Origin of the sequence: Flavobacterium xanthum, from assembly GCF_900142695.1 — a bacterium.
Lineage (GTDB): Bacteria > Bacteroidota > Bacteroidia > Flavobacteriales > Flavobacteriaceae > Flavobacterium > Flavobacterium xanthum.
Genome location: NZ_FRBU01000042.1, coordinates 1 through 25,594 on the forward strand (window position 1 = coordinate 1; position 25,594 = coordinate 25,594).

Sequence of the window (25,594 nt, forward strand, 5' to 3'; positions counted from 1 at the left end):
CAGGGAAAAGAATTAATTTTCTTTTCTTTGTTCTGAAAAAATATTTCATCTTTCTTTGAGATTCCTAACTTTCGCATTTATTAATTGAATTCAAGGGAATTAAAATTCTTGATTCCATCTATCGCTGAAGAAATAGTGGTAATAGGCGTTTTGAACTCGTGGGTAATATTGCTAATTAAATCGTTTTTGATTTCATCAATCTTTTTTTGACGGTTTATAATTTTCAATAGATAAAATAAACATCCAATAATAGAAAGCGATAACAGTAACGAAAGAATTATTTCAATCATGCTTCTTTTTACAAGTAGTTCTATAGGTTCAGAAAATGAAATTTTCAATTTTTCATTAACAGGAAGATAAGCTGATTTTGAGAAAGTAGAAAGTGGTAATTCAGCCGATTTGATTGATGTGTCTTTTTCAAATTTATCAAAAAGAGTATCTCTTTTAAAATGTTCTATAGTATAATTAACAATAATTTTTTTTCGAGAAAGTTCGTTATCTAAAGCTTTATTTAATTTCTTAAAAGAAATAGAGTCTTTAACCATAGAGATTACAATTCTACTTCTAGAACCTCTTATTTTTAAGAGGCTATCTGTTGCACTTTTTCCTCGTAATACCACTACAGAGGAATTCCTCTTAGATATAGGTTTAACAGTAGCAATTATTTTTTTGTTGTTTTCTTTCTGGTTTTTAATGATTTTCGAATCCGATTTTATAGAATTAATTGTTTCTGAACGAGAACTTATTTTGGATTTTACTGAATCAAATTTTGAAATTTTAAGCTGCTCTTTTTTTGCTTTATAGTTTTTAAAAACCGTGTCAAGTTTTAAGTCATCCATAAATTGCTCATCAGAAACGGAATCATCTCGGTTTACAAAACCGATATAATTTTCTTTTGATTCTTCGATATAATAAAATTCACTACTATTGTCAAAAGCAATTTGTACATCATTAATCAATCTTTGCTTATTTTCCTTGTAGTTTTTAATATTCCAATATACCTGTAAGCCGATGGTTGCCAAAATGGTAATGCTTATAAAAATAATAATTGAGGTATAGTTTTTCACTTTCATTTTTCAAATATAAGAACTAAATGGTTTTAAATGGAGCCGTTAACAATCGTTAACTTTGATTAACTATTATTGTGGTTATTTAGAACTTAATTTGTCAAATATCTTAAAAACTATAAAATGAAAAATGTATTGAAGTTGATTTATTTGACTGTAATTTTTAACACTGTCAATTTGACTATTGCTCAGGATTTTAGTGGTAAAGCGATTTATCAATCTAAAATTAAATTAGAGAGAAATGACGGTGAGATCAAGTCGTCTGGCAATGTTGAGTTTGATGAACTATTTCAAAACGAATTGGAAAAAGTTTCACGAAAAACTTATTCGTTAACTTTTAATAAAATGGAATCTTTATTTGAAGAAGAACAAAAGCTTGAGCCAATAGGGAAAAGTGACAGCGGAATGACTATTTCTATTTCACGTGGAGGGAAAAAATACATGGATAGGAAGGTGAAAAAACAAATTTTTGAAGAGGAGATTTTTGAAAAAGAATATCTTATTACGGATGAATTAAAAAATTGGGATTGGCAGTTAAAAAAAGAAACTAAAAAAATTGGGGAATACTTTTGCTATAAGGCTGTGACTATAATTAAGATTTCTACTGCTCAAAAAGAAGAGTATCAGGATTATTTAAAGAATAAATTTAATCTGAGAACAAATTTATTTCCAATGAACGAGCCCAAAGATAAAATTGTTAGTGCTTGGTATACATTAGAAATCCCGGTTAATCATGGGCCAGGTAAATATTCAGGCCTGCCAGGTTTAATTTTGGAAATAAATGATGGAGAAGTTACTTTTCTATGTAATAAAGTGGTTTTAAATAGTGAGGCTAAAGTGAAAATTAAAGCTCCACATACAGGAAAAGTTTTAACTCAAAAAGAATTCGACAAAGAACAAAAAATTAAAATGGATAGCATGAAAGATAAGAATGGCAATATCATTTATAGAACCTTCACAAATTAGTCGTTTTGTAACAAATTAAACCTTTTCATGACTAACGTGTCATACTCAAAAACCAACTAAATGAAAAAGCTATACCTTTTTTTATCTTTCTGTATTACCTCAATTACTTACGCACAAAACATTCGTTTAGAAGGTGTAATCCAAGATATAGGTAAATCGCCTTTAGAAATGGCTAATGTTATGGCGGTCAATCAAGCTACCAAAGCTATGGATGGCTATGCAATCACTACGGATAAAGGGAAGTATATTTTGAACTTAAAGCCCAATACTGCTTATGTGATTAAGTTGAGTTACCTTGGAATGCAAAATAAAGAAGTCACTGTGACAACGCTATCAGAAAACATGGTGCAAAATATTACTATGGAATCTGGCGGGATTGAATTAGATGGCGTCGAAATTGTGCGAGAGATGCCCGTTTCTATAAAAGGCGATACCATTGTTTATAATGCCGATTCATTTAAAACAGGTGAAGAGCGAAAGCTAGAAGATGTTTTTAAGAAATTGCCTGGATTTGAAGTAATGGCGGATGGTCAAGTACAAGTAGAGGGTAAAAAAGTGGCTAAACTATTTGTTAACGGAAAGCCATTTATGGAGGGAGATACCAAATTAGGCTCAAAAAATATACCTTCGGATGCTGTAGATAAAATTCAAGTGATGCGCAATTTCAATGAGGTGTCTCAAATGAAAGGCCTTGAGAACAATAACGATGATATTGCGCTAAATATAAAACTTAAAAAAGGAAAAGATAAATTTTGGTTTGGTGATGTAAGCGGTGGTTTAGCGAATGACAAAGGCTATATTTTTAATCCAAAATTATTTTATTATTCCCCAAAGACGAGTATCAACTCCATTGTAAATTTGAATACTATTGGAGAAGTCTCCTTAACTTCTGCTGATTTTTTCAGGATAACCGGTGGTGCTAGGAATACAATTGGTAGAAGTGGAACTACATTGAACTTAAATCGAAATTTCTTTGGACTTTCTGGTGGCGATAATGTTGCCAAGGCCAGCGATAAATTTGGTGCTTTAAATTTGAATCATTCCGTTTCTAAAAAATGGACTTTATCTGGTTTTGCGGCCTATTCTGCTACATTTAATCAGTCTATTACAAATTCTGAAAGAGGTATTTTTGAACCTAATACCACAAATATAGCGACCTTAGAAAATAGAAAAAATAAAACGGATTCTAAAAACAATGCATTTATTGCCAAATTCGGGTCTAAGTACAAAGCAAATGATAACTTTCAATTGGATTATGATGCGTTCTTTAGAAAAAATGATCAACAGGATCTGGATAATAGCCAAACGGATTTTAGTTCGATGAACAATGGTTCAATGGTGTCAAATTCTAATACGGTTATTGCTTTTCAAAAACAAGCTCCGGTATCATTCAATCAGAGTCTTAATTTATTCTACACGCAAAATCCAAAAAGTACTTGGGTGCTCGAGATGCAGCATCAATATGAGGATGAAGATCCTTTTTATAATCCGCAGCTATCTGTTAATCCCTATCAAAATAGTACCTCGCAAGATCCAAATGATCCAAGTGCTGTTTTTGTAAATGAAAACACTTTAAATATTGAACAGTCAAGGTTTGTTAAAACCAATAAATTAGATGCTAAAGTCGATTATTACTATCAAATTTCAAACAAAAGTATACTGAATCTAACGGCAGGAAATACAAATGCTTTCCAAACCTATAATTCAAGTATTTTACAAATTTTAGAAGACAATTCTGTTAATCCTGTAGAACAAGCGGCCTATAACAATGATGTTCGCTATACTTTTAATGATGTGTTTTTAGGGGTACATTATAAATTTATTGTGGGTAAGTTTACTTTTAATCCAGGTTTTTCAATTCATCAATACAACACAAACAATCAGCAGTTTGCTAATCCGTTTCAATTGAATTTTACTCGTTTTTTACCGGATATGTTTGCGCGTTGGGACTTGAAAAAATCTGAAAATGTAACGTATAATTTTAATGTAAGAAACGGATTCAATGATGTAAACTCGTTAGTTGAAGGTAATATTTTTACTAATTTCAACAGCATTGCAAGAGGTAATGCACAACTGGAAAATTCTCTTGTTACTTCGCATAGATTGAATTATTCCAAATATAATTTATACAACTTCACGACAATTTTTGGTAATATTGCGTATACGACTACAAAAAATCCAGTAGTAAATGGGATTTCATTCCAAAGTATTTATTCTACGTCAGACCGTTTAAATTTAGATGCAGAAAATGAAAGTGTAAACGGAAATTTATTTTACTCCAAAAGTTTTCAAAAGTATTACAAAGCAACAGCTGGTATTAATGCCAGTTGGAACAAAAATTTTGTTTTAAACCGAAGCGTAGTTAATGGCAATACACAGGAATTCATTCAAGGAATTGAAAATGTAACTCATGGCTATAACATTGTTTTGGCAACACAATTTAAGAAATATCCCAACATTGATTTAGGGTACCGAATTAATTTTTCAGAGCAAGCCTCTACTCGTTTCACAACGCAAACGCCAAGTGTTAAGCTAAATTATTATTTCTTAAACGGGTTGAATATCAATTGGGATTATTCGTTTAATCGCTTTAAAAATGAAAGTACTGGAGTGGCCAATAATTTTAAAATTATGACGGCGAGTCTAAATTACATCAAAAAGGACTCAAAATTTGAATACAGAATTCAGGCTAATAATCTTCTCGATACAAGATCAAGATTGAATAATACGTTTAGCGTGAATGGTTTCAATGCCAATGAAAACATTATTTTGCCCCGATTCGTAACGTTTATTTTAAAGTATAATATTTAATAAAACAGAAAGGGGATTTTGACTGAACAAAATCCCCTTTTTTATTTAAGACAGTATTTTTAGATTACAATCCAAAAGCAGTTTTAACTTGGTCAACGAAATCTAGTTTTTCCCAAGTAAACAAATCAACGGTCACGGTTTTTGTTAATCCTCCTGGAGCAGTAAAAGTTTTAGTAACCGTTTCTGGAGTACGTCCCATGTGCCCGTAAGCAGCAGTTTCGCTGTAGATTGGGTTTCTTAACTTTAAGCGTTGCTCAATAAAGTAAGGACGCATATCAAAAATAGCTTCTACTTTTTTGGCGATTTCACCATTGGTCAAATTCACTTTTGAAGTTCCATACGTATCAATAAAAATACCCATTGGTTTAGCCACACCAATTGCATACGAAACTTGTACTAAGATCTCATCAGCAACACCCGCTGCAACTAAGTTTTTAGCGATATGACGTGTAGCATACGCCGCACTTCTATCTACTTTACTTGGATCTTTTCCTGAGAATGCACCACCACCGTGAGCACCTTTTCCACCGTAAGTATCCACAATGATTTTTCTTCCTGTCAATCCAGTATCTCCGTGTGGTCCACCAATTACGAATTTTCCAGTTGGATTAATATGGTATTGAATAGCATCATTAAACAAATGAGCGTGAGCTGGATTTTTTGCAATGATTCTTGGAATCAATATTTCAACAAGATCTTTTTTGATTTTTGCAAGCATTGTTGCTTCTTCATCAAAATCATCATGTTGTGTAGAGATTACAATAGCATCAATACGAGTTGGTTTGTTGTCATCGCTGTATTCTAAAGTTACTTGAGATTTAGCATCGGGACGTAAATACGTTATTTCGTTATTTTCACGTCTTAAAATCGCTAACTCTTGTAATAATTTATGAGACAAATCAAGTGCCAATGGCATGTAATTCTCGGTTTCATTCGTTGCGTAACCAAACATCATTCCTTGGTCACCAGCTCCTTGTTCTTCAGGATTTGCTCTGTCAACACCTTGATTAATGTCAGCAGATTGTTCGTGAATAGCAGAAAGGATTCCACAAGAATTGGCTTCAAACATGTATTCGCTTTTAGTGTAACCAATTTTTCGGATTACTTCACGAGCGATATGTTGTACATCTAAATAGGTATTTGATTTTACTTCACCAGCCAAAATTACTTGACCAGTTGTTACTAAAGTTTCACAAGCTACTTTTGAATCAGCATCAAATGCCAAAAAATTATCAATTAATGCGTCCGAAATTTGATCTGCAATTTTGTCTGGATGTCCTTCGCTTACAGATTCTGACGTAAATAAATAGGCCATAATTATTATTATTTTTAAATTAAGCGAGGAAAAATAATTGCTGAAAAGGACTAAAGGAGGGTTCCTGCTTTAGCATTTTTTCTACTGAAAAATTTTCAGTATTCACAATGAATTGATTTCATTATGAAGAGGTTGCAATCAGTTCAAATTTTTCCTCTTGTATTCGGGTGCAAAGGTATGAAACCATTTTGAATTGTAAATTAATCTTTTGTATTTTTTAATTTAAATAAAAGTTAATTTAACATATCCTACTTAGTCTATAGGGAAGTAGAAATAAATTGATTTTTATTTGGTGGTGTCAATTAAAGTTTGCAAATTTGTTAAATCAAAAAGAAAAAAATGAAATTTATTGCTGTCAATATGTGTTTTATGATGCCGGAGTTCTCCGCAGAGTGCGCTGTTGTATAGTTTTAAAACGTAAATTATATAGATAAGGCCTCTGCTATTAGCAGGGGTTTTTTTATGGAATAAATGGCCTCAGTGAATTTTTATTTCGAAAATTAATAACGGCAGTAGAAAAGAAGCGTAAAGAGTAACTACTAGTAACAAAAACAACCAATTAATCTTAAAAATTAAACCTTATGAGCACACAGAAATTTGCAACAAACGCATTACACGCGGGACACGACGTAACAAAAAACGCAGGAACCAGAGCTGTTCCTATTTATCAAACAAGCTCTTATGTTTTTAATAATTCGGATCATGCCGCTAATCTTTTTGGCCTTGCGGAGCCCGGATTTATTTACACAAGATTAAATAATCCTACAAATGATATACTGGAACAGCGCTTAGCCATCCTAGAAGGTGGAATTGGTGCAGTAGTTACAGCTTCTGGAACGGCAGCCATTGCTACTACATTACTAGTACTGTTAAAAGCTGGCGATCACATTGTAGCTTCAAATAGTTTGTATGGCGGCACCTATAATTTATTAAAAGTTACGTTGCCTCGGTTAGGTATTACCACCACATTTGTAGATCCATCTGATGCCGCCAATTTTAAAAATGCAGTTCAAGAAAATACCAGAGCAATTTTTGTGGAATCTTTGGGAAATCCAAAATTAGATGTTTTGGATTTAAAAGCGATTTCGGTTGAGGCCAAAGCAGCTCAAGTGCCATTAATTGTAGATAATACTGTTGCTTCGCCTTACTTATTAAATCCTATCCAATACGGCGCTGATATTGTTATTCATTCTTTGACAAAATACATTACTGGAAACGGAACTTCGCTTGGAGGAGTAGTTATTGATGCAGGAAATTTTGATTGGACCAATGGAAAGTTCCCAGAATTCACGGAGCCGTCTGCAGGTTATCACGGATTAGTGTATCACGAGGCGTTAGGAAATGCGGCTTTTATTGCTAAAGTTCGAATTGAAGGATTGCGTGATTACGGCGCTGCACTGAGTCCGTTTAATGCATTTCAGATCATTCAAGGATTAGAAACCTTACCAATAAGAATTCAAAGACACAGTGAAAATGCCTTGGATCTCGCGCAGTGGTTGGAAACTCAGGAAGCGGTTGCATGGGTCAATTATCCAGGATTGAAATCCAATAAATATTATGCTTTAGCGCAACACTATTTGCCAAAAGGGCAAAGTGGCGTGGTTACTTTTGGTTTGCATGGTGGCTTTGAAGCAGCCAAAAAAGTCGCCGATGAAACAAAATTATTCTCACTTTTGGCTAATATTGGTGACACTAAATCATTAATTATTCATCCCGCCAGTACAACGCACCAACAATTATCTGAAGAAGAACAAGTTGCCACGGGAGTTTCTAAGGATTTAATTCGTCTTTCTGTTGGTTTAGAAGATATAGAAGATTTAAAAACAGATTTGAGAGTTGTTTTTGAAAGTATAAAGAAAGGGCAACTGGCATAAAGTTTCCTATTTGGCTACTAAAAACCGAGTGGATATAATACCAGTTTGAATCCAAGTATTTTACTGCTTTTTATTTGGAAATTCCGAAAATAATTCGCATATTTGATTTTTAAAATAAAAAAAATGAAATTTAATATTTGCAATACGTTCAAAGTCGCACAGGATAATTCTTGCGGGTCGCTTATTGCATAATTTTTAAATCAAATTATATAGCAAAAGCTTCCCAGATAACGGGAAGCTTTTTTTTTGAAGACTAAAAGACTAATTTTTACAGAAAGAGAAGCATACATGATTAATTTAAAATTTCAGTACACGATTAAAGTAACAGCCAATAAGATGACAACGGTCCAAGCTATGATGTTTCTTTATGTCTGTTGATTCCAAAAGTATAAGTTCATAACACAACTTAAAACCCTTTTGGATATGGATCTAAAAGGGTTTTTTGTTTCTAAAATTAATTTTAAAAATAAGTAGCGATCACAAATGAGTTTAATAACCTAACACCTAAAATTATGAGTACAACTAAGTATTTTCCGAAAACTTTCGATTTATTAAAAAGGATTGACCTAACACCTAAAAAAGAGAAGGAGAACGTTTCTAAAAACGAACTGATTCATCCTAGGTTTGAAGTTTCAAAGAACGATCCTCTGGCGCAAAAGTCCGTGCCCAATTCATTGCTTTTTCTAATGTATTCACAAGAGAATGAAGCGCTTTTTATTTAAGAAATCCGAATTAATTTTCGGTTTTGAGATTTTCCAGAGAATGTCCAAAATTGTTATTTTGGCGAAGTAATAATACCAAATAGTTTAGAGTCACTTCGTCAAAATAACATTTCTATGTTTATTGTTTTCAGGTTTTTATTTAAACCAAAAAAAAAAATCGATTGCGCATAAAAATTTGGTTGTTACAAAAAATAGTGGTTAATTTGCGTCATTAAGTTCACAAACGTAATGAAATGTTATAAAGAAAGGCAGAGGGATTAGACCCGATGAAGCCTTAGCAACCCTTCGATTTATCGAAGAAGGTGCTGCATTCTACCACGCCAAACGTGGAAAGATAACACTAAGAATTTGTCTAGATAACTCCTAGCTTTCTTTCTAATATTTCCAAACACAGGTCAAAAATCATAAAAGATTTGCAATTGGAAAATAAACCAACATCTATTACATTACAAAATTTCACCACCGAAAGTGGCGCTTTTTATGCTACCTTAAACTTAAGTTTTCAAGTTTTTGGACCAGCTTTGCTCAGCGCTCCAATCGTTTTGGTAAATCATGCTTTAACTGGAAATTCACAAGTTCTCGGAGAAAACGGTTGGTGGAATGATCTAATTGGAGAACACAAAACTATAGATACTACAAAATATACAATTCTCGCGTTTAATGTTCCCGGAAATGGATTTGATGGTTTTAGTATCGAAAATTATTCGGATTTTAATGCAAGAGATATTGCCAGAATTTTTATTGAAGGGATTCGGTTTCTTGAAATTAAAAAACTGTATGCGATTATTGGAGGTTCTGTTGGCGGAGGAATCGCTTGGGAAATGGTTGCATTGGAACCAAAAATCACACAACATTTAATTCCTATTGCAACCGATTGGAAATCGACGGATTGGCTTATTGCCAATTGCTTTTTGCAAGAACAAATTTTGAAAAATTCTTCGAAACCTATTGAAGATGCTCGAACTCATGCTATGTTGTGTTATCGAACTCCGGAATCTTTTGCTGCAAAATTTCAGCGAACTATTAATGAGGAATTAGCCATTTTTAATGTAGAAAGCTGGTTGTTACATCATGGCGAAAAATTACAGAAACGTTTTCAAATTTCGTCGTACAAAATGATGAATCAGTTGTTAAAGACGATTGATATTACCAGAGACAGCGCTTCATTCGAAGAAATAACATCTCGAATTGAAGCTGATATTCATATTATTGGAATCAATTCAGACTTGTTTTTTACGGCTAATGAAAATAAAGCAACTTACGAGGAATTAAAAAAATATAAAAATAAGGTTAGTTATCAGGAAATTGTTTCCATTCACGGACACGATGCTTTTTTGATAGAATACAAACAATTACACAATTTGCTTCAGGATATATTCTAAGCCAAAAACACTACACAATGAAAATATTAAAATTTGGAGGTAAATCGTTATCGAATGGCGACGGAATAAATAAAGTGGTCGCGATTATTACCGATAAAGTAAATCAAGGAGAAGAAATTGCGATTGTAGTTTCGGCAAGAGGAAATGCTACGGATGAATTGGAAGACATTTTAAGTGTTGCTGCAAAGAATGGTGATTATAAACCGTTATTTGAGGATTTTAAAAGATACCAACAAGACGATTATCTAGACGTTGATTTATCAGAGGAATTTACAATTTTAGAAAAATTATTCGAAGGCGTAAGTCTGATTGGTGATTTTAGCAATAAAATAAAAGATCAGATTTTATCAAAAGGAGAATTGCTTTCGGCAAAATTACTGACGTCTATTTTGGTTGAAAATGGAATAAATGCCCGTTTTGCCGATACCAGAGAATTGATAAAAACCGATTCAAAATTTGGTGATGCACAACCTTTGGAACAAATTTCGAAGAAAAATGTCATTAATTATTTCAAACAAAATAACGGGACAACCGTAAATATTGTTACCGGGTTCATTGGTTCTAATACCAATAATGACACGACCACTTTAGGAAGAAACGGCAGTAATTACACCGCTTCCTTAATTGCTAATTATTTAGATGCAGAAGAATTACAGAACTACACGCACGTAGACGGAATTTATACCGCAAATCCGGATTTAGTAATTGATGCCAAGAAAATTGATCATTTGTCATTTAATGAAGCCAATGAAATAGCCAATTTCGGCGCCACTATTCTGCATGCCAAAACGATTATTCCTTTATTGGAAAAAAACATTCCACTTCGTATTTTGAACACCTTCAATCATGAAAATAAAGGAACATTAATCACTTCCAGTTCAAATAAAGAAGGAATTAAGACGCTTTCAGTGCTTGAAAATGTATCATTAGTAAATCTGGAAGGAAGAGGATTGCTAGGAAAAACCGGTGTTGATGCCCGTATTTTCAGAGTGATGGGCGACAATGATATTAGCGTAAGCATTATTTCTCAAGGTTCATCAGAAAGAGGAATTGGTTTAGTCGTAGCTGCTGACAAAGCGACGAAAGCCATGATTGAATTGGAGAAAGAATTCGAGAATGATTTTTATTCGAAAGATGTCAATAAAATCACGGTTACTGATGATGTTTCGGTAATTTCTATTATTGGCCAGGATTTGAGTACGTTTCACAAGCCCTACACGGCGTTGATAAAAAATAAAATTGTCCCAATACTTTTCAATAATACCGTTACGGGTAAAAACGTGAGTTTGGTTGTAAAAAAATCGCAACTGAACAAAGCTTTAAACGTGATTCACGGGGAGATTTTTGGTGTTGCAAAGAAAATCAATATTGCTGTTTTCGGGCATGGATTGGTAGGAGGAACGCTGATCAATCAAATTTTAGAATCGGCAGCAGCTATTGAAAAACGGAAAGACATTAAGTTGAATGTTTTTGCTATTGCTAATTCTAGTAATGTGCTTTTAAACAAAAATGGTGTTACGCCAAACTGGAAAAACGAAATACAAAATAATGGTTTTTCCTACACAATAAATGATATAATCGGGTATGCCAATGAGCATCATTTAGAGAATTTGATTGCCATAGATAATACCGCAAGTTCTGAATTTGTTGAAAATTATGTTACTTTGATAGAAAGTAGTTTCGATTTAATTTCATCTAATAAAGTAGCCAATACCTTAAGTTATAATTTTTATAAAAAATTGCGAAAAGTCCTTGCTGACAATCAAAAAAGTTATCTTTATGAAACGAATGTTGGAGCAGGATTACCGTTGATTGATACCATTAAATTATTGCACCTGTCAGGCGAAAATATCACGAAAATCAAAGGCGTTTTCTCAGGAACTTTGAGTTATTTATTCAATAATTTTTCTGCTAAAGACGTTCCGTTGAGCGAAATATTAAAAGAAGCGATCGATAACGGATACACAGAACCAGACCCAAGAGAAGATTTGTGTGGGAACGATGTAGGACGAAAATTGTTGATTTTGGCCAGGGAATTAGACTTGCAAAATGAGTTTGAAGAAATTGCTATTCAAAATCTGATTCCAGAACATTTACGTGAAGGAGATGTTTCTGATTTCTTGAATAAATTGACAGAATTTGATCCCATTTATGCTAAAATAAAAGCGGATCAAAAACCGAATCACGTGTTGCGTTACATTGGGGAATTGTCAGGTGATTTGCAAAATGATAAAGGAAACCTAGAAGTAAAATTAGTTTCTGTACCATCAGATACAGCGCTAGGTGGTTTGAAAGGTTCAGATTCTTTCTTCGAAATTTACACTGAATCCTACGGCGATAGACCCATTGTGATTCAAGGAGCAGGCGCAGGATCCGCAGTAACAGCAAGAGGCGTTTTTGGAGATATTTTGAGATTGTCTGATAAAGGGTAAAAGCCCCCTTACCCCCGAAGGGTGAATAAATAATTTATGATTGCAGATTATTGATTTAAGATATATAATAGTAAAATCCGCGTTTGAATATCAGTTTCATCCGTGTTCCATAAAAGATAAAGTAATGAAAATAACACTAAACAGAGTAAACGACAACTTCCATTTTGAATTAAAAAACGAAAGAGGACATCTAGTTAACGTAGATAGCCGACCAGAATTTGGTGGAAACGATATGGGCGCAAGTCCAATGGAATTAGTATTGATGGGTGTTGCGGGGTGCAGCGCTATTGATATGATTTCAATTTTGAAAAAACAACGTCAGGAAATCACTTCTTTCAAAGCTGAGGTTGAGGGTGAGCGTGCACAAGTCGGAGAAGCGAAACCTTTTAAAGATATTCACGTGGTATTTTACTTAGAAGGCGAGATTAAAGAAGACAAAGCGGCAAAAGCAGCCCAACTTTCTTTTGAAAAGTATTGCTCGGTTTCTAAAACATTAGAACCAACTGCAACAATACATTACAAGGTAGTTTTGAATCGTGTTGAATTAGCGAAAATTTAATATAATTCGGTTTAGCATTTAAATAAAAAAGATCCTATTATTTTGTGAATCTCTGAGTTTTCTTAATGAATCTCTAAGAAACACTACTAAAAATTAGCAGAATGAACGAAGAAGAATTTGGTTTTGAAACCCAAGCCATCCGCACCCAATTAGAAAGAACACAATTTCAGGAGCATTCTGTTCCATTGTATTTGTCCTCCAGTTTTGTTTTTGACGATGCCGAAGACATGCGCGCTTCATTTACCGAAGAGAAAGAACGAAATATTTACAGTCGTTTTAGCAATCCCAATACAACCGAGTTTGTAGAGAAAATTTGCAAAATGGAAGGCGCCAAAGCGGGATATGCTTTTGCAACCGGAATGGCAGCCGTGTATTCTACTTTTGCAGCTTTGCTAAATGCTGGCGATCACATCGTTTCTGCAAGCAGTGTTTTTGGTTCTACACATGCGTTATTTATGACGTATTTTCCAAAATGGAATATTCAAACTTCGTATTTTGATATCAACAAGCCAGAAACGATTGAACGTTTTATTAAACCAAATACAAAAATCCTTTACGCAGAATCCCCTACGAATCCAGCGGTTGACATTATCGATTTGGAGTTGTTAGGAACTATTGCTAAAAAGCACAGTTTAATCTTGATTATTGACAATTGTTTTGCAACGCCTTATATCCAGCAACCTATCAAATGGGGAGCCGATTTGGTGATCCATTCTGCCACTAAATTAATTGATGGACAAGGACGCGTTTTGGGTGGAGTAACCGTTGGAAATGAAGATTTAATTCGCCAAATCTATTTGTTTGCAAGAAATACGGGACCAGCTTTATCTCCTTTTAATGCTTGGGTTTTATCCAAAAGTTTAGAGACGTTGGCAGTTCGTGTTGAGAAGCATTGCGAAAATGCATTGATAGTAGCCGAATTTTTAGAAAAAAATCCGAATGTGAATAGCGTAAAATATCCGTTCTTGAAATCGCATCCAAAATATGAAATCGCCAAAAAGCAAATGTTACTAGGCGGTAATATTATTGCTTTTGAAATCAAAGGCGGGCTAGAAGCAGGAAGAGCATTTTTGGATAAAATAAAACTCTGTTCCCTTTCGGCAAATATTGGAGATACCAGAACTATTGTTACGCATCCAGCATCCACAACTCATAGCAAATTATCAGTGGATGAACGGTTAGCGGTAAGTATTACTGATGGTTTGGTGCGAGTTTCAGTAGGACTAGAAACCGTGAAAGATGTTATTGCTGATTTGGAACAGGCGCTTTCGTAAGATTTTAGATTGATGATTAGTGATTTTAGATTTCGAGTCGGATAATAATCGTTAATCATCAGTCACTATTCTTCATTCAAAAAGTATATTTTTGTTGTTACAATATTAAATACGTTTTGATTTCAAATTAATTTTCAATCTGAAATTAAAAAATCGTTAATCTTCAATCTTATATTTTTTTAACATGCTTTCAAAGAAAACAAAATACGGAATAAAAGCGTTGACTTTTTTGGCTCGCCAAGAAGATCAAACCCCAGTAGCAATTGCTGATATTGCCAAAAGTGAAACTATTTCGTTGAAATTTTTAGAAAGCATATTGTTGTTACTGCGTCACTCCGGATTTTTGGGTGCTAAGAAAGGAAAAGGGGGTGGCTATTACTTGATAAAAGAACCAAAGGATATCAATATGGCTCATGTCTATCGAATTCTCGAAGGGCCAATTGCACTACTTCCATGCGCTAGCCACAATTTTTATGAGCCTTGTGCTGACTGCTCCGATGAAACCACTTGCGCGGTGCGTAAGCTCATGACAGAAGTGCGTGATAATACACTCTTAATATTGGAAAACAATACGCTGGCGGACATTGCTTTTTAGATAAATATCACAAAATAAATTTTGTAGTTAAGTTTAAATCTTTACTTTTGCAATATAATCTACTATTCCGATGGGGTAATAGATTTGAATAATAAAAAACAGTTGAATTTAAGAAGCATGAGCAAAGAAGTGAAAGAGAATAATGGTGCCTTAAAAATCGAAACACCCTTTAAAGAGCGTCTGTGGGTTGTGATTCCGGTAGTTTTATTAGTTGGATTAATTGCTACATTGGTTTATAATCATCATGCTGAATTTTCTTGGAATGGATTTATTGCTGGATTCGATACAGAATTTTTAATCTTTTTTTGTATCGGTGTTTTTGCACAATTAGTTGATGGGACATTAGGAATGGGTTATGGAGCGACTTCCACTTCTTTTTTATTAGCGTACGGCGTTCCGCCAGTAGTAAGTAGTACTGGAGTACATGTTGCCGAAATGTTTACTACGGGAGTATCGGCTATTTCGCATCATAAATTTGGAAATATCAATAAAAAATTAGTAAGACACTTGCTAATACCAGGTGTTTTAGGGTCAATCACTGGAGCCTATTTATTGTCAGATGTGATTGATGGGGATGTGATTAAGCCATTTATTGCTGTTTACATGATTGGATTGGCTTGTATCATTATTAGAAAAGCAATGCAAAAAAATATTATAAAAAAGAAAACCAAACGTTTGGGTATTTTGGCCTCTTTTGGGGGATTTATGGATGCTGTGGGCGGAGGCGGTTGGGGTCCAATTGTGACTTCAACCTTATTAGGACGAGGCAGAAATCCGAGATACACCATAGGTTCTGTGAATGCCGCTGAATTTGCCGTTTCATTCGCTAGCGGAATCACTTTCATGATTTTTGGGGGAATTGAAGGATGGCAAGTGATAATAGGATTGATATTAGGAGGCGTTATAGCGGCGCCAATAGCGGCTTTGTTAGTCAACAAAATCAAAAGACAACCCATGATGATTTTGGTTGGAATTTTAATTATTGTTTTGAGTTTACGAACATTATCTAAATTATTATAATGAGTATAGCAAGTATAAAGGCTCTGCTAAATACAACTGCAACTTTTTCTTTGAAAGAAACACTTGCTTTTTTAGCGAATGAGTATAAAGATAAAGTAGTTTTTTCTACTTCTTTTGGGCAGGAAGATCAAGTGATTACGGCTATAATTGCGAAGCAAAATTTGCCAATCACCATCTTTACATTAGATACAGGAAGGTTGTTTCAAGAAACATATGATGTTTTTCACAAAACAATGACCAAGTATAAAATAGATATTAAAACCTATTTTCCAGAAGCAACTGCAGTAGAAGAATTATTAAATGAAAAAGGTCCAAACAGTTTTTATGAATCCGTGGAGAATAGAAAAGAATGTTGCTTCATTCGAAAAGTAGCTCCATTGATTAAAGCCTTGAAAGGAAATTCAGTTTGGATCACAGGTTTAAGAGCCGAACAATCCGAAAACAGAAATGATTTAGATCTTTTTGAATACGACAGTAAGTTTGACATAATCAAATTCAACCCTTTGTTAAAATGGACTTTGAAAGAAGTTGAAGATTATTTAGAAGCGAATAATGTACCGCAAAACACCTTACACAAAAAAGGATTTGTTAGTATAGGTTGCGCGCCTTGTACCAGAGCAATATCTGATGACGAAGATATTAGAGCAGGAAGATGGTGGTGGGAATCCAGTCATAAAGAATGCGGATTGCATCAGAAGTAATTATAAATTATAAATGGTTGTTGAAATCTTTTAATTTTTCAATCCTTTAAATCTTTAAATAAAAAAAATGAGTTCAATAGTAAAAACAAACGCTTTAGAAAGCGAAGCGATATACATATTTAGAGAGGTAATATGTCAATTTGATAAACCCGTATTGCTTTTTTCTGGTGGAAAAGATTCGATTACTTTGGTGCGCTTAGCGCAAAAAGCTTTTTTCCCAGCTAAAATTCCGTTTCCGTTGTTGCACGTAGACACGGGGCATAATTTCCCAGAAACGATTGAATTTAGAGACCGATTGGTAAAAGAATTAGGATTGGAATTAATCGTTCGTAATGTACAGGACGCTATTGATGAAGGAAAAGTAGTAGAAGAATCAGGGAAATACTCGAGTAGAAATAGTTTGCAAACCACAACACTTTTAGATGCTATTGAAGAATTTAAATTTGATGCTTGTATAGGTGGTGCGCGTCGTGATGAGGAAAAAGCAAGAGCTAAAGAACGTATTTTTTCTGTTCGTGATGATTTTGGTCAATGGGATGAAAAAAACCAACGTCCGGAATTGTTTGATATTTTGAACGGTAAAATTGAAAATGGTCAAAACGTTCGTGTTTTCCCAATTTCGAACTGGACTGAGCTTGATGTTTGGAGTTATATTGAGCAAGAACAAATCGAAATTCCATCGATTTACTTTTCACACAAACGTAAAGTATTCTTGAGAGACGGTATGATTTGGTCGCATTCTCCATTTGTTTACCAAGAGGAAGACGAAGAAATCGAAGAGCGAATCGTTCGTTTTAGAACCGTTGGAGATATGAGTTGTACTGCAGCAGTCGATTCGTATGCAGCATCGATTCAAGAAGTAGTTGGAGAGATTCGTTCTTCGACTATTTCAGAAAGAGGAGCTAGAATTGATGACAAGCGTTCTGAAGCTGCGATGGAGAAAAGAAAACAACAAGGATACTTTTAGAAAATAGCAATTGAAAGATTTAAGGATTTAAAAATTAAAAGATTTAAGTAACGAAGTTAAACAACTTTAAACCTTAAACTTTAAACCAATAATAAAATGGAAGTTTTAAAAATAGCAACAGCAGGAAGTGTAGATGACGGAAAGAGTACCTTAATCGGGAGATTATTGTACGATACAAAATCGTTGACTACTGATAAAATTGAAGCAATAGAAAAAAGCAGCAAGCAAAAAGGATACGATTATCTTGATTTTTCATTGGCTACCGACGGTTTGGTTGCAGAGAGAGAACAGGGAATCACGATTGATGTGGCGCATATTTATTTTTCGACAACCAAGAAAAGTTACATTATTGCAGATACTCCAGGTCACGTTGAATATACACGTAACATGGTTACGGGAGCTTCGACTTCACAAGTATCCATTATTTTGATTGATGCCCGTAAAGGGGTAATTGAGCAAACGTACCGTCACTTTTTTATCAATAATTTATTGAGAGTAAAAGAAGTGATTGTTGCAGTAAACAAAATGGATTTAGTTGATTATTCAGAAGAGGTATACAACAAAATCAAAGCTGATTTTCAAGCTTTGAACAGCAAAAGTTCATTCAAAGAGCAAAACGTAAGTTACATTCCGTTGAGTGCAATTAACGGAGGAAACGTGGCTGATAAATCAGAAAACATGCCTTGGTATACCGGACAAACGGTTTTGGAACACTTAGAAGCTTTAGAACCAGAAGATGTTTTTGAAACAGGAAAAGCACGTTTCCCGGTTCAAACAGTAATCCGACCAAAAACAGAAGAGTATCATGACTTTAGAGGATATGCCGGAAAATTATACGGCAACAATATTAAAGTTGGTGATGCCGTAACGGTTCTTCCTTCTTTAACAGAATCTAAAGTGACCAAGATTCACTTTTTTGACAAACAATTTGATGAAGCGACTGCAGGTTCTTCGATTACTTTGGAACTGGAAAATGATATTAATGTAACAAGAGGTGATATGATTGTAAAATCAGATGAGTTGCCTAAAATTGAAAAAGAAATCAATACAACGATTTGCTGGATGGACAGCAAAAAGTTAGTTGCAGGTACAAAATATTTGGTACAACACAATACCAACAGAGTTTTGGCGAAAATTGAAAGCGTGAAAAATGTAATCGCAACCGATTATTCAGGAGTGACTCCAGCGACTCAATTGAGCATTAATGAAATAGGCGAAGTTAATATTAAATTGAGTAAAGCCTTGTATTTTGATACTTACAATGACAATAAATCAAACGGCGCTTTTATTTTAATAGACGTTGCTACTAATACCACAGCAGGAGTTGGATTTATAAACTAAATATAACTTTTGCCAAAAACAACACACAGATGGAAAGTTTTAGAACCGAAATAGAAGATCCGATTGTCCAAAAAGACATTATCGATTTAGAAAGAAAAATTGCTTTATTCCGTGACGGAAAAATTGATGATGAGCGTTTCCGTAGCCTTCGTTTGGCTCGTGGAGTGTATGGTCAGCGTCAGGAAGGCGTACAAATGATTCGCATCAAATTGCCTTTTGGTAAAGTGACCAGCGAGCAATTGACGCGTATTACTAAAGTCTCTGACGAATATTCAACAGGACGTTTGCACATTACAACGCGTCAGGATATTCAGATTCACTATGTAAGCTTGGACAGAACACCACAGCTTTGGGCTGAACTGGAGAAAGACGATGTTACACTTCGTGAAGCTTGTGGAAACACCGTAAGAAATATTACGGCCAGCGAAACAGCAGGAATCGATTCAGAAGAACTTTTTGATGTGTCGCCTTATGCACACGCGATGTTTCAGTTTTTCTTGAGAAATCCAGTTTGTCAGGAAATGGGACGTAAATTTAAAATTTCATTTTCGTCTTCTGATAAAGATACGGCATTAAGTTATTTACATGATTTAGGATTTATTCCAAGAATTATAAATGGGGAAAGAGGATTCAAAGTAATGTTAGGTGGAGGATTAGGTTCGCAACCAAGCCATGCCGAATTATTGTCAGAATTTATTCCGGTGAACCAAATTATCCCAACAACTGAAGGTGTCTTGAGAATTTTTGACCGCTTTGGCGAAAGAGCTAAAAGGTTGAAAGCACGTATGAAATTCTTAATCAAAGATATTGGTCGTGATGAATTTTTACGTTTAGTCGATGAAGAGAAACTTGCCTTGTCACACCAAGTAGTTGAAATAGACACAACAGCTTTTGATGGTGCAATTCCAGCTCCTTTATTGGAAGCGCCAAAAGTAGCAATTGAAGACACAGTAGCTTTCGAAGCGTGGAAAAAATCAAATGTAATCGCGCAAAAACAAGAAGGATATTATGCCATTGGAATCAAAGTTTTACTAGGGGATTTTTATACCGATAAAGCTAGAGCATTGGCAGAAATAATAAAAAATTATGCAGCTAATGAGTTGCGTTTTTCTTTGAGACAAGATATTTTGATTCGTCACGTAAAAGAAGAAAATTTACCTTTTTTCTACCAAGAATTAGCCAAATTAGATTTTGTGGCTTTGGGTTATAATACCATTTCAGACATTACAGCTTGTCCGGGTACCGATACCTGTAATTTAGGAATTGCAAGCAGCACCGGAATCGCAGTAGAACTAGAAAGAGTTTTAAAAATAGAATATCCACAATACAGCAACAATCAGGAAATCACGATTAAAATCAGTGGTTGTATGAATGCTTGTGGGCAACATAATATGGCGGAAATTGGTTTTCAAGGAATGTCAATCAATGCTGGAAAATTAGTAGCGCCAGCACTTCAAGTATTATTGGGTGGTGGAAATTTAGGAAACGGATCAGGACGTTTTTCTGACAAAGTAATTAAAATCCCAAGCCGAAGAGGACCTGATGCTTTGCGTTACATTTTAAATGATTTTGAAGCGAATAGAAATGGACAATCATTCTTGAATTATTACGATGCCAAAGGCGAGAAATATTTCTATGAAATGTTGAAACCCTTAGCCGATTTGACGAATCTTACCGAAGCTGATTTTGTAGATTGGGGAAATGCTGATAACTACGTGAAAGCAGTTGGAGTAGGAGAATGCGCCGGTGTTGTAATTGATTTAGTTGCTACTTTGTTACTGGAAGCCAAAGATAAATTGACTTTTGCGCAAGAAGCTTTCGAAGAGGAAAAATGGTCTGATGCTATTTATCACGCTTACGCTGGTTTTGTTAATGGATCCAAAGCCTTATTGCTTTCAGAAAACCAAAAAACAAATCATCAAGCAGGAATCATTGATTTATTCGATACTGTTTTTGTAGAAACCAATAAAATCCCATTGCAATCGACTTTAAAAGCTTTAGTATTTCAAATTAGGGATAACGAACCATCTCAAGAGTTTGCTACAAAATACATTCAAGAAGCCATTGCATTTTTTGACACCATAGAAACATTTAGAGCCAAAGACCTTCAAGATGAAAAATAAAATAGAACCTCAAGTTACTTTAGTAGGTGCTGGTCCTGGTGATCCGGATTTACTTACCATCAAAGGTGCAAAAGCATTGGCGGAAGCTAATGTAGTTTTGTATGATGCCCTAGCAAATGAAGAGCTATTGTCTTATGCTCCTAAGAAAGCTTTGAGAATATTTGTGGGAAAACGAAAAGGTTGTCATGAATATACGCAAGACGAGATCAATCAATTAATTGTTGATAATGCGTTGACTTACGGAAATGTGGTGCGACTAAAAGGAGGTGATCCATTTATTTTTGGTCGTGGAAGTGAAGAAATAGAATTCGTAGAAAGCTTTGGAATTCCTACATTTGTAGTTCCGGGAATTTCATCCTCTATTGCAGTTCCTGCGTCGCAAGGAATTTCGTTGACAAAAAGAGGAGTTTCGGAGAGTTTTTGGGTGATTACAGGGACGACTTCAGCACGAAAATTGTCTTCAGATGTATCCTTAGCAGCTCAATCAACAGCAACCGTTGTGATTTTGATGGGAATGAGTAAATTGGACCAAATTGTAGCTTTGTTCCAAAAGGAATCTAAAGGAGAAATGCCCGTTGCGATTATTCAAAACGGAACAACTCCACAGGAGAAAGTAGGAATTGGAACGGTGGATACCATTCAAAAAATTGTTGCAGAGAAAAATTTAAGTTCTCCAGCTATTATTGTAATCGGAGAAGTAGTAGGCGATGGCAAGAAAAACGTAGCTTTTTATAACGAATTGAAATCGCATCACAATAAGGTCTTGGTCTATGGAAAGGAATGAGTTATATCCAATATTTTTGAAATTACACAATCTCAACACACTTATTGTAGGTGGAGGAAATGTAGGTTTAGAAAAGTTGTCCTTTTTATTAAAATCTAGTCCAAATGCAAATGTTGAGGTAGTGGCGCCGCGATTTTTGCCTGAATTAGAAACGTTGGCGGCAAGCCATTCAACAGTAAAGCTGACGTATAAAAAGTTCAATCGGTGGATGCTACGCAAACGCCACATGGTTATTGCCTGTACTGATGATTTAAAAGTGAATAAAAGGATTTATGATTTGTCCAGAAAAAGATATTTGATTTGCAACATTGCTGATACGCCGCCATTATGTGATTATTATTTGGGTGGAATTGTCACCAAAGGAAATGTGAAAATTGCTATTTCGACTAATGGAAAATCACCAACAACGGCCAAACGATTACGTGAGTTTTTTGAAGAAATAATTCCGGATGACATCAATAAAATGGTCGAAAACTTGAATGAATATCGCAAGACGCTGAAAGGAAATTTCGAAGAAAAAGTTCAAAAAATGAATGAAATTACCGAAGCGTTAAAAAGCCCCCTGACCCCCAAAGGGGGAAAATATTGAGGTGAAATATTATACTTAAAGTATTAACTTCAATTTCTGGTTCTCTCCTTTCGGGGGATAAGTGAGAGAAAAAAATGATATTTATCATTGAAATTTAAGAAAATTCACTGGTAATTTGTGGCGAATAAATAAATAAAATAACTCTTCCTTGTAGTTCCCCCTTTGGGGGCTAGGGGGCTAATTAATAAAAAAATGATTAAAACAGACATACTTATAATAGGAGCCGGACCTACAGGTTTATTTGCCGTTTTTGAAGCAGGATTATTGAAATTAAAATGCCATATATTAGATGCACTCCCGCAAGTGGGTGGTCAATTATCAGAATTGTATCCAAAAAAGCCAATTTACGATATTCCGGGATTTCCTGAAGTTTTAGCAGGGGATTTAGTGAATAATCTGATGGAGCAAATCAAGCAATTTGAGCCCGGATTTACTCTTGGAGAACGTGCAGAAACGATTGACAAGCAAGAGGATGGGAGCTTCATTGTTACCTCTAATAAAGGAACAAAAATTCAGGCTTCGGTAGTGGCTATTGCTGGAGGACTAGGAAGTTTTGAACCTAGAAAACCACTTATTGACGGAATCAATTTTTATGAAGGGAAAGGGATTAAGTATTTTATCAAGAACCCAGAAAAATTTAGAGATAAAAGAGTCGTTATTTCAGGTGGAGGAGATTCTGCTTTAGACTGGAGTATATTCCTTTCTAACGTTGCCTCTGAAGTGACTTTGATTCATAGAAGAAATGAGTTTAGAGGCGCATTAGATTCTGTTGAAAAAGTACAGGAATTAAAAGATGCTGGAAAAATACGGTTGATTACACCTGCTGAAGTAGTAGGGCTCAATGGAGCAGAACATATCGAATCTGTTGTACTTGATGAAAATGGTGCAAGAAGAACCATAGAAACGGATTATTTTATTCCGCTTTTTGGACTTACACCAAAATTAGGTCCCATAGGAAACTGGGGATTAGACATTGAAAAAAATGCCATCAAAGTAAATAACTCATTGGATTACCAAACGAACATTCCGGGAATTTTCGCAATAGGAGATGTAAATACCTATCCTGGAAAATTAAAATTGATTCTTTGTGGTTTCCATGAAGCGACTTTAATGTGCCAGGCAGCCTACCAAATTATCAATCCAGGTAAGAAATATGTATTGAAATACACTACAGTTTCTGGTGTTGATGGGTTTGATGGAACTCGTAAAGAAGCTCCAAAAGCGGTAGTGAAAGCCATAGTATAAAAAAGGTACTAAGTTACAAAGGTTCTGAGTTGCTAAGGTTGGTTTAAATCCTTGCAATTCAGAACCTTTTTTTTAAAATTTTTGCAACAAACTGCCTTAGAAACTTTTAAAAAAAACTTGCAATTGTTAGCGCTATGTCTTTACTTTGCACTGTTCCTATATTTATTGAAAGTTATCACGAAAGGCGGAGGGAAAGACCCGATGAAACCTTAGCAACCCTTTATCTTTAAAGAAGGTGCTACATTCTACTTTATGCTGAATTTGTTTCAGCATCTAAGATAGATAACACACGAATACTCACTTAGTATTTCTCAAACCTTTTCTTGACAACCTATCGATTTTAGCCTACTGAATTAATTTCAGTATCAGGAGCGAACAATTGGCGTTTTTTCTGCCAATACCGTTCCCGCTTTCCGTTGCAATCTTTCTCGTCCTGAACTTGTTTCAGGATCCTGAAACAAGTTCAGGACGAGAAAGGATTTTCACTGCAATCGGGGCTAAAGGGCTAAAATAGTGAACTTTTGTAATTATTAATCAAAAGAACGAATCTCAGTGCAGACCGGGATTTACAAGAAATAAACAATTATGTCAAGCATTTCAAAAGACAGTTTAGGGGTTCCCCATTCAGGGGCTAGAGGGCTTATTTATAAGGCTATAAAAGAAAGAATTCTTGTTTTAGATGGAGCCATGGGAACCATGTTGCAACGCTACAATTTTTCTGAAGAGGATTTTCGTGGCGAACGTTTCAAAGATTTTCCACATTCCTTGAAAGGAAACAACGATTTATTATCACTTACCCAGCCACAAGCCATAAAAGCAGTTCACGCAGCCTATTTTGAAGCAGGAGCAGATATCGTTGAAACCAATACGTTCTCAGGAACCACAATTGGTATGGCTGATTATCATCTAGAAGATTTGGTTTATGAATTGAACTATGAATCGGCACGAATTGCCCGTGAAGTAGCCGATGAATTCACAGCCAAAAATCCAGACAAACCTCGTTTTGTAGCCGGTTCCATAGGACCAACAAACCGTACGGCCAGCATGTCACCAGATGTAAATGATCCCGGTTACAGAGCCGTAACTTTCGATGATTTACGCATTGCCTACAAACAACAAGTCGAAGCCTTAATTGATGGAGGAAGCGATTTATTATTGGTGGAAACCATTTTCGACACTTTAAATGCTAAAGCAGCACTTTTTGCCATTGAACAAGTCAAAGACGAGCGTAATATTGATATTCCAATTATGGTTTCGGGAACGATTACCGATGCATCTGGAAGAACACTTTCTGGGCAAACGGTAGAAGCTTTTTTAGTTTCAGTTTCGCATATTCCGTTGTTGAGTGTAGGATTCAATTGTGCTTTAGGAGCTGATTTATTGAAACCTTATTTACAAACCTTGTCTCAAAATACGTCGTTCAATGTATCAGCACATCCTAATGCAGGATTGCCAAACGCCTTTGGAGAATATGATGAAACACCAGAACAAATGCAAGCATTCATCAAAGAATATCTCGACGATAATTTAGTAAACATCATAGGCGGTTGTTGCGGAACAACGCCCCAACACATCAAGTTGATTGCTGATATTGCAAAGGAGTATAAACCAAGAGTTTCAACGGCGGTGATGTAGTTCATCATTGCAAGGTTTTTTGAATATTAGTAATAGGTTTGAAATAGATACGTTCACGATGCTCTCAAAAGAGTGAGTTCTCAATGGAGTTAAGTAACTTGAATTCAATTAATAAATGCGAAAGTTAGGAATCTCAAAGAAAGATGAAATATTTTTTCAGAACAAAGAAAAGAAAATTAATTCTTTTCCCTG

Annotated in this window: 20 protein-coding genes and 2 riboswitches; of the genes, 18 read left to right on the forward strand and 2 right to left on the reverse strand. The window is 34.9% G+C overall.

Going from position 1 to position 25,594, the window contains the following annotated elements; all coding sequences use genetic code 11:
* Window positions 1-80: 80 nt before the first annotated feature.
* Window positions 81-1,073 (reverse strand): hypothetical protein, encoded by a 993-nt coding sequence (locus BUC11_RS13980; protein ID WP_073355049.1) that lies wholly within the window; start codon window positions 1,071-1,073, stop codon window positions 81-83.
* Between the two features lie 117 nt (window positions 1,074-1,190).
* On the opposite strand from BUC11_RS13980, the gene BUC11_RS13985 reads away from it, so the two are divergent.
* Both BUC11_RS13985 and BUC11_RS13990 read left to right on the forward strand, forming a co-directional pair.
* Window positions 1,191-2,033, forward strand: coding sequence for a GLPGLI family protein (locus tag BUC11_RS13985; protein ID WP_073355051.1), 843 nt, complete (start codon window positions 1,191-1,193; stop codon window positions 2,031-2,033).
* A gap of 60 nt (window positions 2,034-2,093) precedes the next feature.
* Window positions 2,094-4,844 (forward strand): carboxypeptidase regulatory-like domain-containing protein, encoded by a 2,751-nt coding sequence (locus BUC11_RS13990; protein ID WP_073355052.1) that lies wholly within the window; start codon window positions 2,094-2,096, stop codon window positions 4,842-4,844.
* Window positions 4,845-4,908: 64 nt separating this feature from the next.
* Here the strand turns inward: BUC11_RS13990 and metK are convergent, their stop codons facing one another.
* Window positions 4,909-6,159: a methionine adenosyltransferase gene (gene metK / locus BUC11_RS13995; RefSeq protein ID WP_073355055.1), complete on the reverse strand. Its 1,251-nt coding sequence runs from the start codon at window positions 6,157-6,159 to the stop codon at window positions 4,909-4,911.
* 581 nt (window positions 6,160-6,740) lie between these two features.
* On the opposite strand from metK, the gene BUC11_RS14000 reads away from it, so the two are divergent.
* From BUC11_RS14000 to BUC11_RS14075, 16 genes are all read left to right on the forward strand, one after another.
* Entirely contained in the window at window positions 6,741-8,033 is a 1,293-nt protein-coding gene (locus BUC11_RS14000; RefSeq protein ID WP_073355056.1) for an O-acetylhomoserine aminocarboxypropyltransferase/cysteine synthase family protein, read from the forward strand.
* Window positions 8,034-8,545: 512 nt separating this feature from the next.
* Window positions 8,546-8,755 carry a hypothetical protein gene (locus BUC11_RS14005; protein ID WP_073355058.1) on the forward strand — a complete coding sequence of 70 codons (210 nt, stop codon included), beginning with the start codon at window positions 8,546-8,548 and terminating at the stop codon, window positions 8,753-8,755.
* A 233-nt stretch (window positions 8,756-8,988) separates the two neighbouring features.
* A riboswitch (SAM riboswitch) is annotated at window positions 8,989-9,096 on the forward strand.
* A gap of 78 nt (window positions 9,097-9,174) precedes the next feature.
* A complete protein-coding gene (locus BUC11_RS14010) occupies window positions 9,175-10,137 on the forward strand; it encodes an alpha/beta fold hydrolase (protein WP_245793904.1) in 963 nt (320 codons plus the stop codon).
* A gap of 17 nt (window positions 10,138-10,154) precedes the next feature.
* On the forward strand, window positions 10,155-12,569 hold the full coding sequence (gene thrA / locus BUC11_RS14015; protein ID WP_073355060.1) for a bifunctional aspartate kinase/homoserine dehydrogenase I: 2,415 nt from the start codon (window positions 10,155-10,157) through the stop codon (window positions 12,567-12,569).
* 124 nt (window positions 12,570-12,693) lie between these two features.
* Window positions 12,694-13,128, forward strand: coding sequence for an OsmC family protein (locus tag BUC11_RS14020; RefSeq protein ID WP_073355062.1), 435 nt, complete (start codon window positions 12,694-12,696; stop codon window positions 13,126-13,128).
* A 101-nt stretch (window positions 13,129-13,229) separates the two neighbouring features.
* Complete coding sequence (locus tag BUC11_RS14025) at window positions 13,230-14,402, forward strand: trans-sulfuration enzyme family protein (protein ID WP_073355063.1); 1,173 nt, start codon at window positions 13,230-13,232, stop codon at window positions 14,400-14,402.
* A gap of 184 nt (window positions 14,403-14,586) precedes the next feature.
* Window positions 14,587-14,997 carry an RrF2 family transcriptional regulator gene (locus BUC11_RS14030; RefSeq protein WP_073355066.1) on the forward strand — a complete coding sequence of 137 codons (411 nt, stop codon included), beginning with the start codon at window positions 14,587-14,589 and terminating at the stop codon, window positions 14,995-14,997.
* A 117-nt stretch (window positions 14,998-15,114) separates the two neighbouring features.
* The gene (locus BUC11_RS14035; RefSeq protein WP_066082962.1) at window positions 15,115-16,017 is read left to right on the forward strand and encodes a sulfite exporter TauE/SafE family protein; all 903 of its coding nucleotides are present in this window, start codon (window positions 15,115-15,117) and stop codon (window positions 16,015-16,017) included.
* Window positions 16,017-16,718: a phosphoadenylyl-sulfate reductase gene (locus BUC11_RS14040; RefSeq protein WP_073355067.1), complete on the forward strand. Its 702-nt coding sequence runs from the start codon at window positions 16,017-16,019 to the stop codon at window positions 16,716-16,718. The genes BUC11_RS14035 and BUC11_RS14040 overlap by 1 nt, the downstream gene beginning before the upstream one ends.
* Before the next feature lie 67 nt (window positions 16,719-16,785).
* Complete coding sequence (cysD, locus tag BUC11_RS14045) at window positions 16,786-17,685, forward strand: sulfate adenylyltransferase subunit CysD (protein WP_073355069.1); 900 nt, start codon at window positions 16,786-16,788, stop codon at window positions 17,683-17,685.
* Window positions 17,686-17,781: 96 nt separating this feature from the next.
* Window positions 17,782-19,026 (forward strand): sulfate adenylyltransferase subunit 1, encoded by a 1,245-nt coding sequence (locus BUC11_RS14050; RefSeq protein WP_073355071.1) that lies wholly within the window; start codon window positions 17,782-17,784, stop codon window positions 19,024-19,026.
* A gap of 29 nt (window positions 19,027-19,055) precedes the next feature.
* Entirely contained in the window at window positions 19,056-21,149 is a 2,094-nt protein-coding gene (locus BUC11_RS14055) for a HEPN domain-containing protein (protein WP_073355072.1), read from the forward strand.
* Complete coding sequence (cobA, locus tag BUC11_RS14060) at window positions 21,139-21,933, forward strand: uroporphyrinogen-III C-methyltransferase (protein WP_073355074.1); 795 nt, start codon at window positions 21,139-21,141, stop codon at window positions 21,931-21,933. Before BUC11_RS14055 ends, cobA begins: the two co-directional genes overlap by 11 nt.
* A complete protein-coding gene (locus BUC11_RS14065; protein ID WP_073355077.1) occupies window positions 21,920-22,522 on the forward strand; it encodes a precorrin-2 dehydrogenase/sirohydrochlorin ferrochelatase family protein in 603 nt (200 codons plus the stop codon). The genes cobA and BUC11_RS14065 overlap by 14 nt, the downstream gene beginning before the upstream one ends.
* A 192-nt stretch (window positions 22,523-22,714) precedes the next feature.
* Window positions 22,715-23,767 carry an NAD(P)/FAD-dependent oxidoreductase gene (locus BUC11_RS14070; protein WP_073355078.1) on the forward strand — a complete coding sequence of 351 codons (1,053 nt, stop codon included), beginning with the start codon at window positions 22,715-22,717 and terminating at the stop codon, window positions 23,765-23,767.
* Window positions 23,768-23,936: 169 nt separating this feature from the next.
* Window positions 23,937-24,056, forward strand: a riboswitch (SAM riboswitch).
* Window positions 24,057-24,352: 296 nt separating this feature from the next.
* A complete protein-coding gene (locus tag BUC11_RS14075) occupies window positions 24,353-25,402 on the forward strand; it encodes a homocysteine S-methyltransferase family protein (protein ID WP_073355080.1) in 1,050 nt (349 codons plus the stop codon).
* Window positions 25,403-25,594 lie beyond the last annotated feature (192 nt).

Coding starts and splice junctions, on each gene's coding strand:
- BUC11_RS14020 (WP_073355062.1), top strand. CDS start 12,694: ATGAAAATAACACTAAACAGAGTAAACGACAACTTCCATTTTGAATTA.
- cobA (WP_073355074.1), top strand. CDS start 21,139: ATGAAAAATAAAATAGAACCTCAAGTTACTTTAGTAGGTGCTGGTCCT.
- BUC11_RS14025 (WP_073355063.1), top strand. CDS start 13,230: ATGAACGAAGAAGAATTTGGTTTTGAAACCCAAGCCATCCGCACCCAA.
- cysD (WP_073355069.1), top strand. CDS start 16,786: ATGAGTTCAATAGTAAAAACAAACGCTTTAGAAAGCGAAGCGATATAC.
- BUC11_RS14030 (WP_073355066.1), top strand. CDS start 14,587: ATGCTTTCAAAGAAAACAAAATACGGAATAAAAGCGTTGACTTTTTTG.
- BUC11_RS14005 (WP_073355058.1), top strand. CDS start 8,546: ATGAGTACAACTAAGTATTTTCCGAAAACTTTCGATTTATTAAAAAGG.
- BUC11_RS13985 (WP_073355051.1), top strand. CDS start 1,191: ATGAAAAATGTATTGAAGTTGATTTATTTGACTGTAATTTTTAACACT.
- BUC11_RS14040 (WP_073355067.1), top strand. CDS start 16,017: ATGAGTATAGCAAGTATAAAGGCTCTGCTAAATACAACTGCAACTTTT.
- BUC11_RS14050 (WP_073355071.1), top strand. CDS start 17,782: ATGGAAGTTTTAAAAATAGCAACAGCAGGAAGTGTAGATGACGGAAAG.
- BUC11_RS14065 (WP_073355077.1), top strand. CDS start 21,920: ATGGAAAGGAATGAGTTATATCCAATATTTTTGAAATTACACAATCTC.
- BUC11_RS13980 (WP_073355049.1), bottom strand. CDS start 1,073: ATGAAAGTGAAAAACTATACCTCAATTATTATTTTTATAAGCATTACC.
- metK (WP_073355055.1), bottom strand. CDS start 6,159: ATGGCCTATTTATTTACGTCAGAATCTGTAAGCGAAGGACATCCAGAC.
- BUC11_RS14075 (WP_073355080.1), top strand. CDS start 24,353: ATGTCAAGCATTTCAAAAGACAGTTTAGGGGTTCCCCATTCAGGGGCT.
- BUC11_RS13990 (WP_073355052.1), top strand. CDS start 2,094: ATGAAAAAGCTATACCTTTTTTTATCTTTCTGTATTACCTCAATTACT.
- thrA (WP_073355060.1), top strand. CDS start 10,155: ATGAAAATATTAAAATTTGGAGGTAAATCGTTATCGAATGGCGACGGA.
- BUC11_RS14035 (WP_066082962.1), top strand. CDS start 15,115: ATGAGCAAAGAAGTGAAAGAGAATAATGGTGCCTTAAAAATCGAAACA.
- BUC11_RS14000 (WP_073355056.1), top strand. CDS start 6,741: ATGAGCACACAGAAATTTGCAACAAACGCATTACACGCGGGACACGAC.
- BUC11_RS14055 (WP_073355072.1), top strand. CDS start 19,056: ATGGAAAGTTTTAGAACCGAAATAGAAGATCCGATTGTCCAAAAAGAC.
- BUC11_RS14070 (WP_073355078.1), top strand. CDS start 22,715: ATGATTAAAACAGACATACTTATAATAGGAGCCGGACCTACAGGTTTA.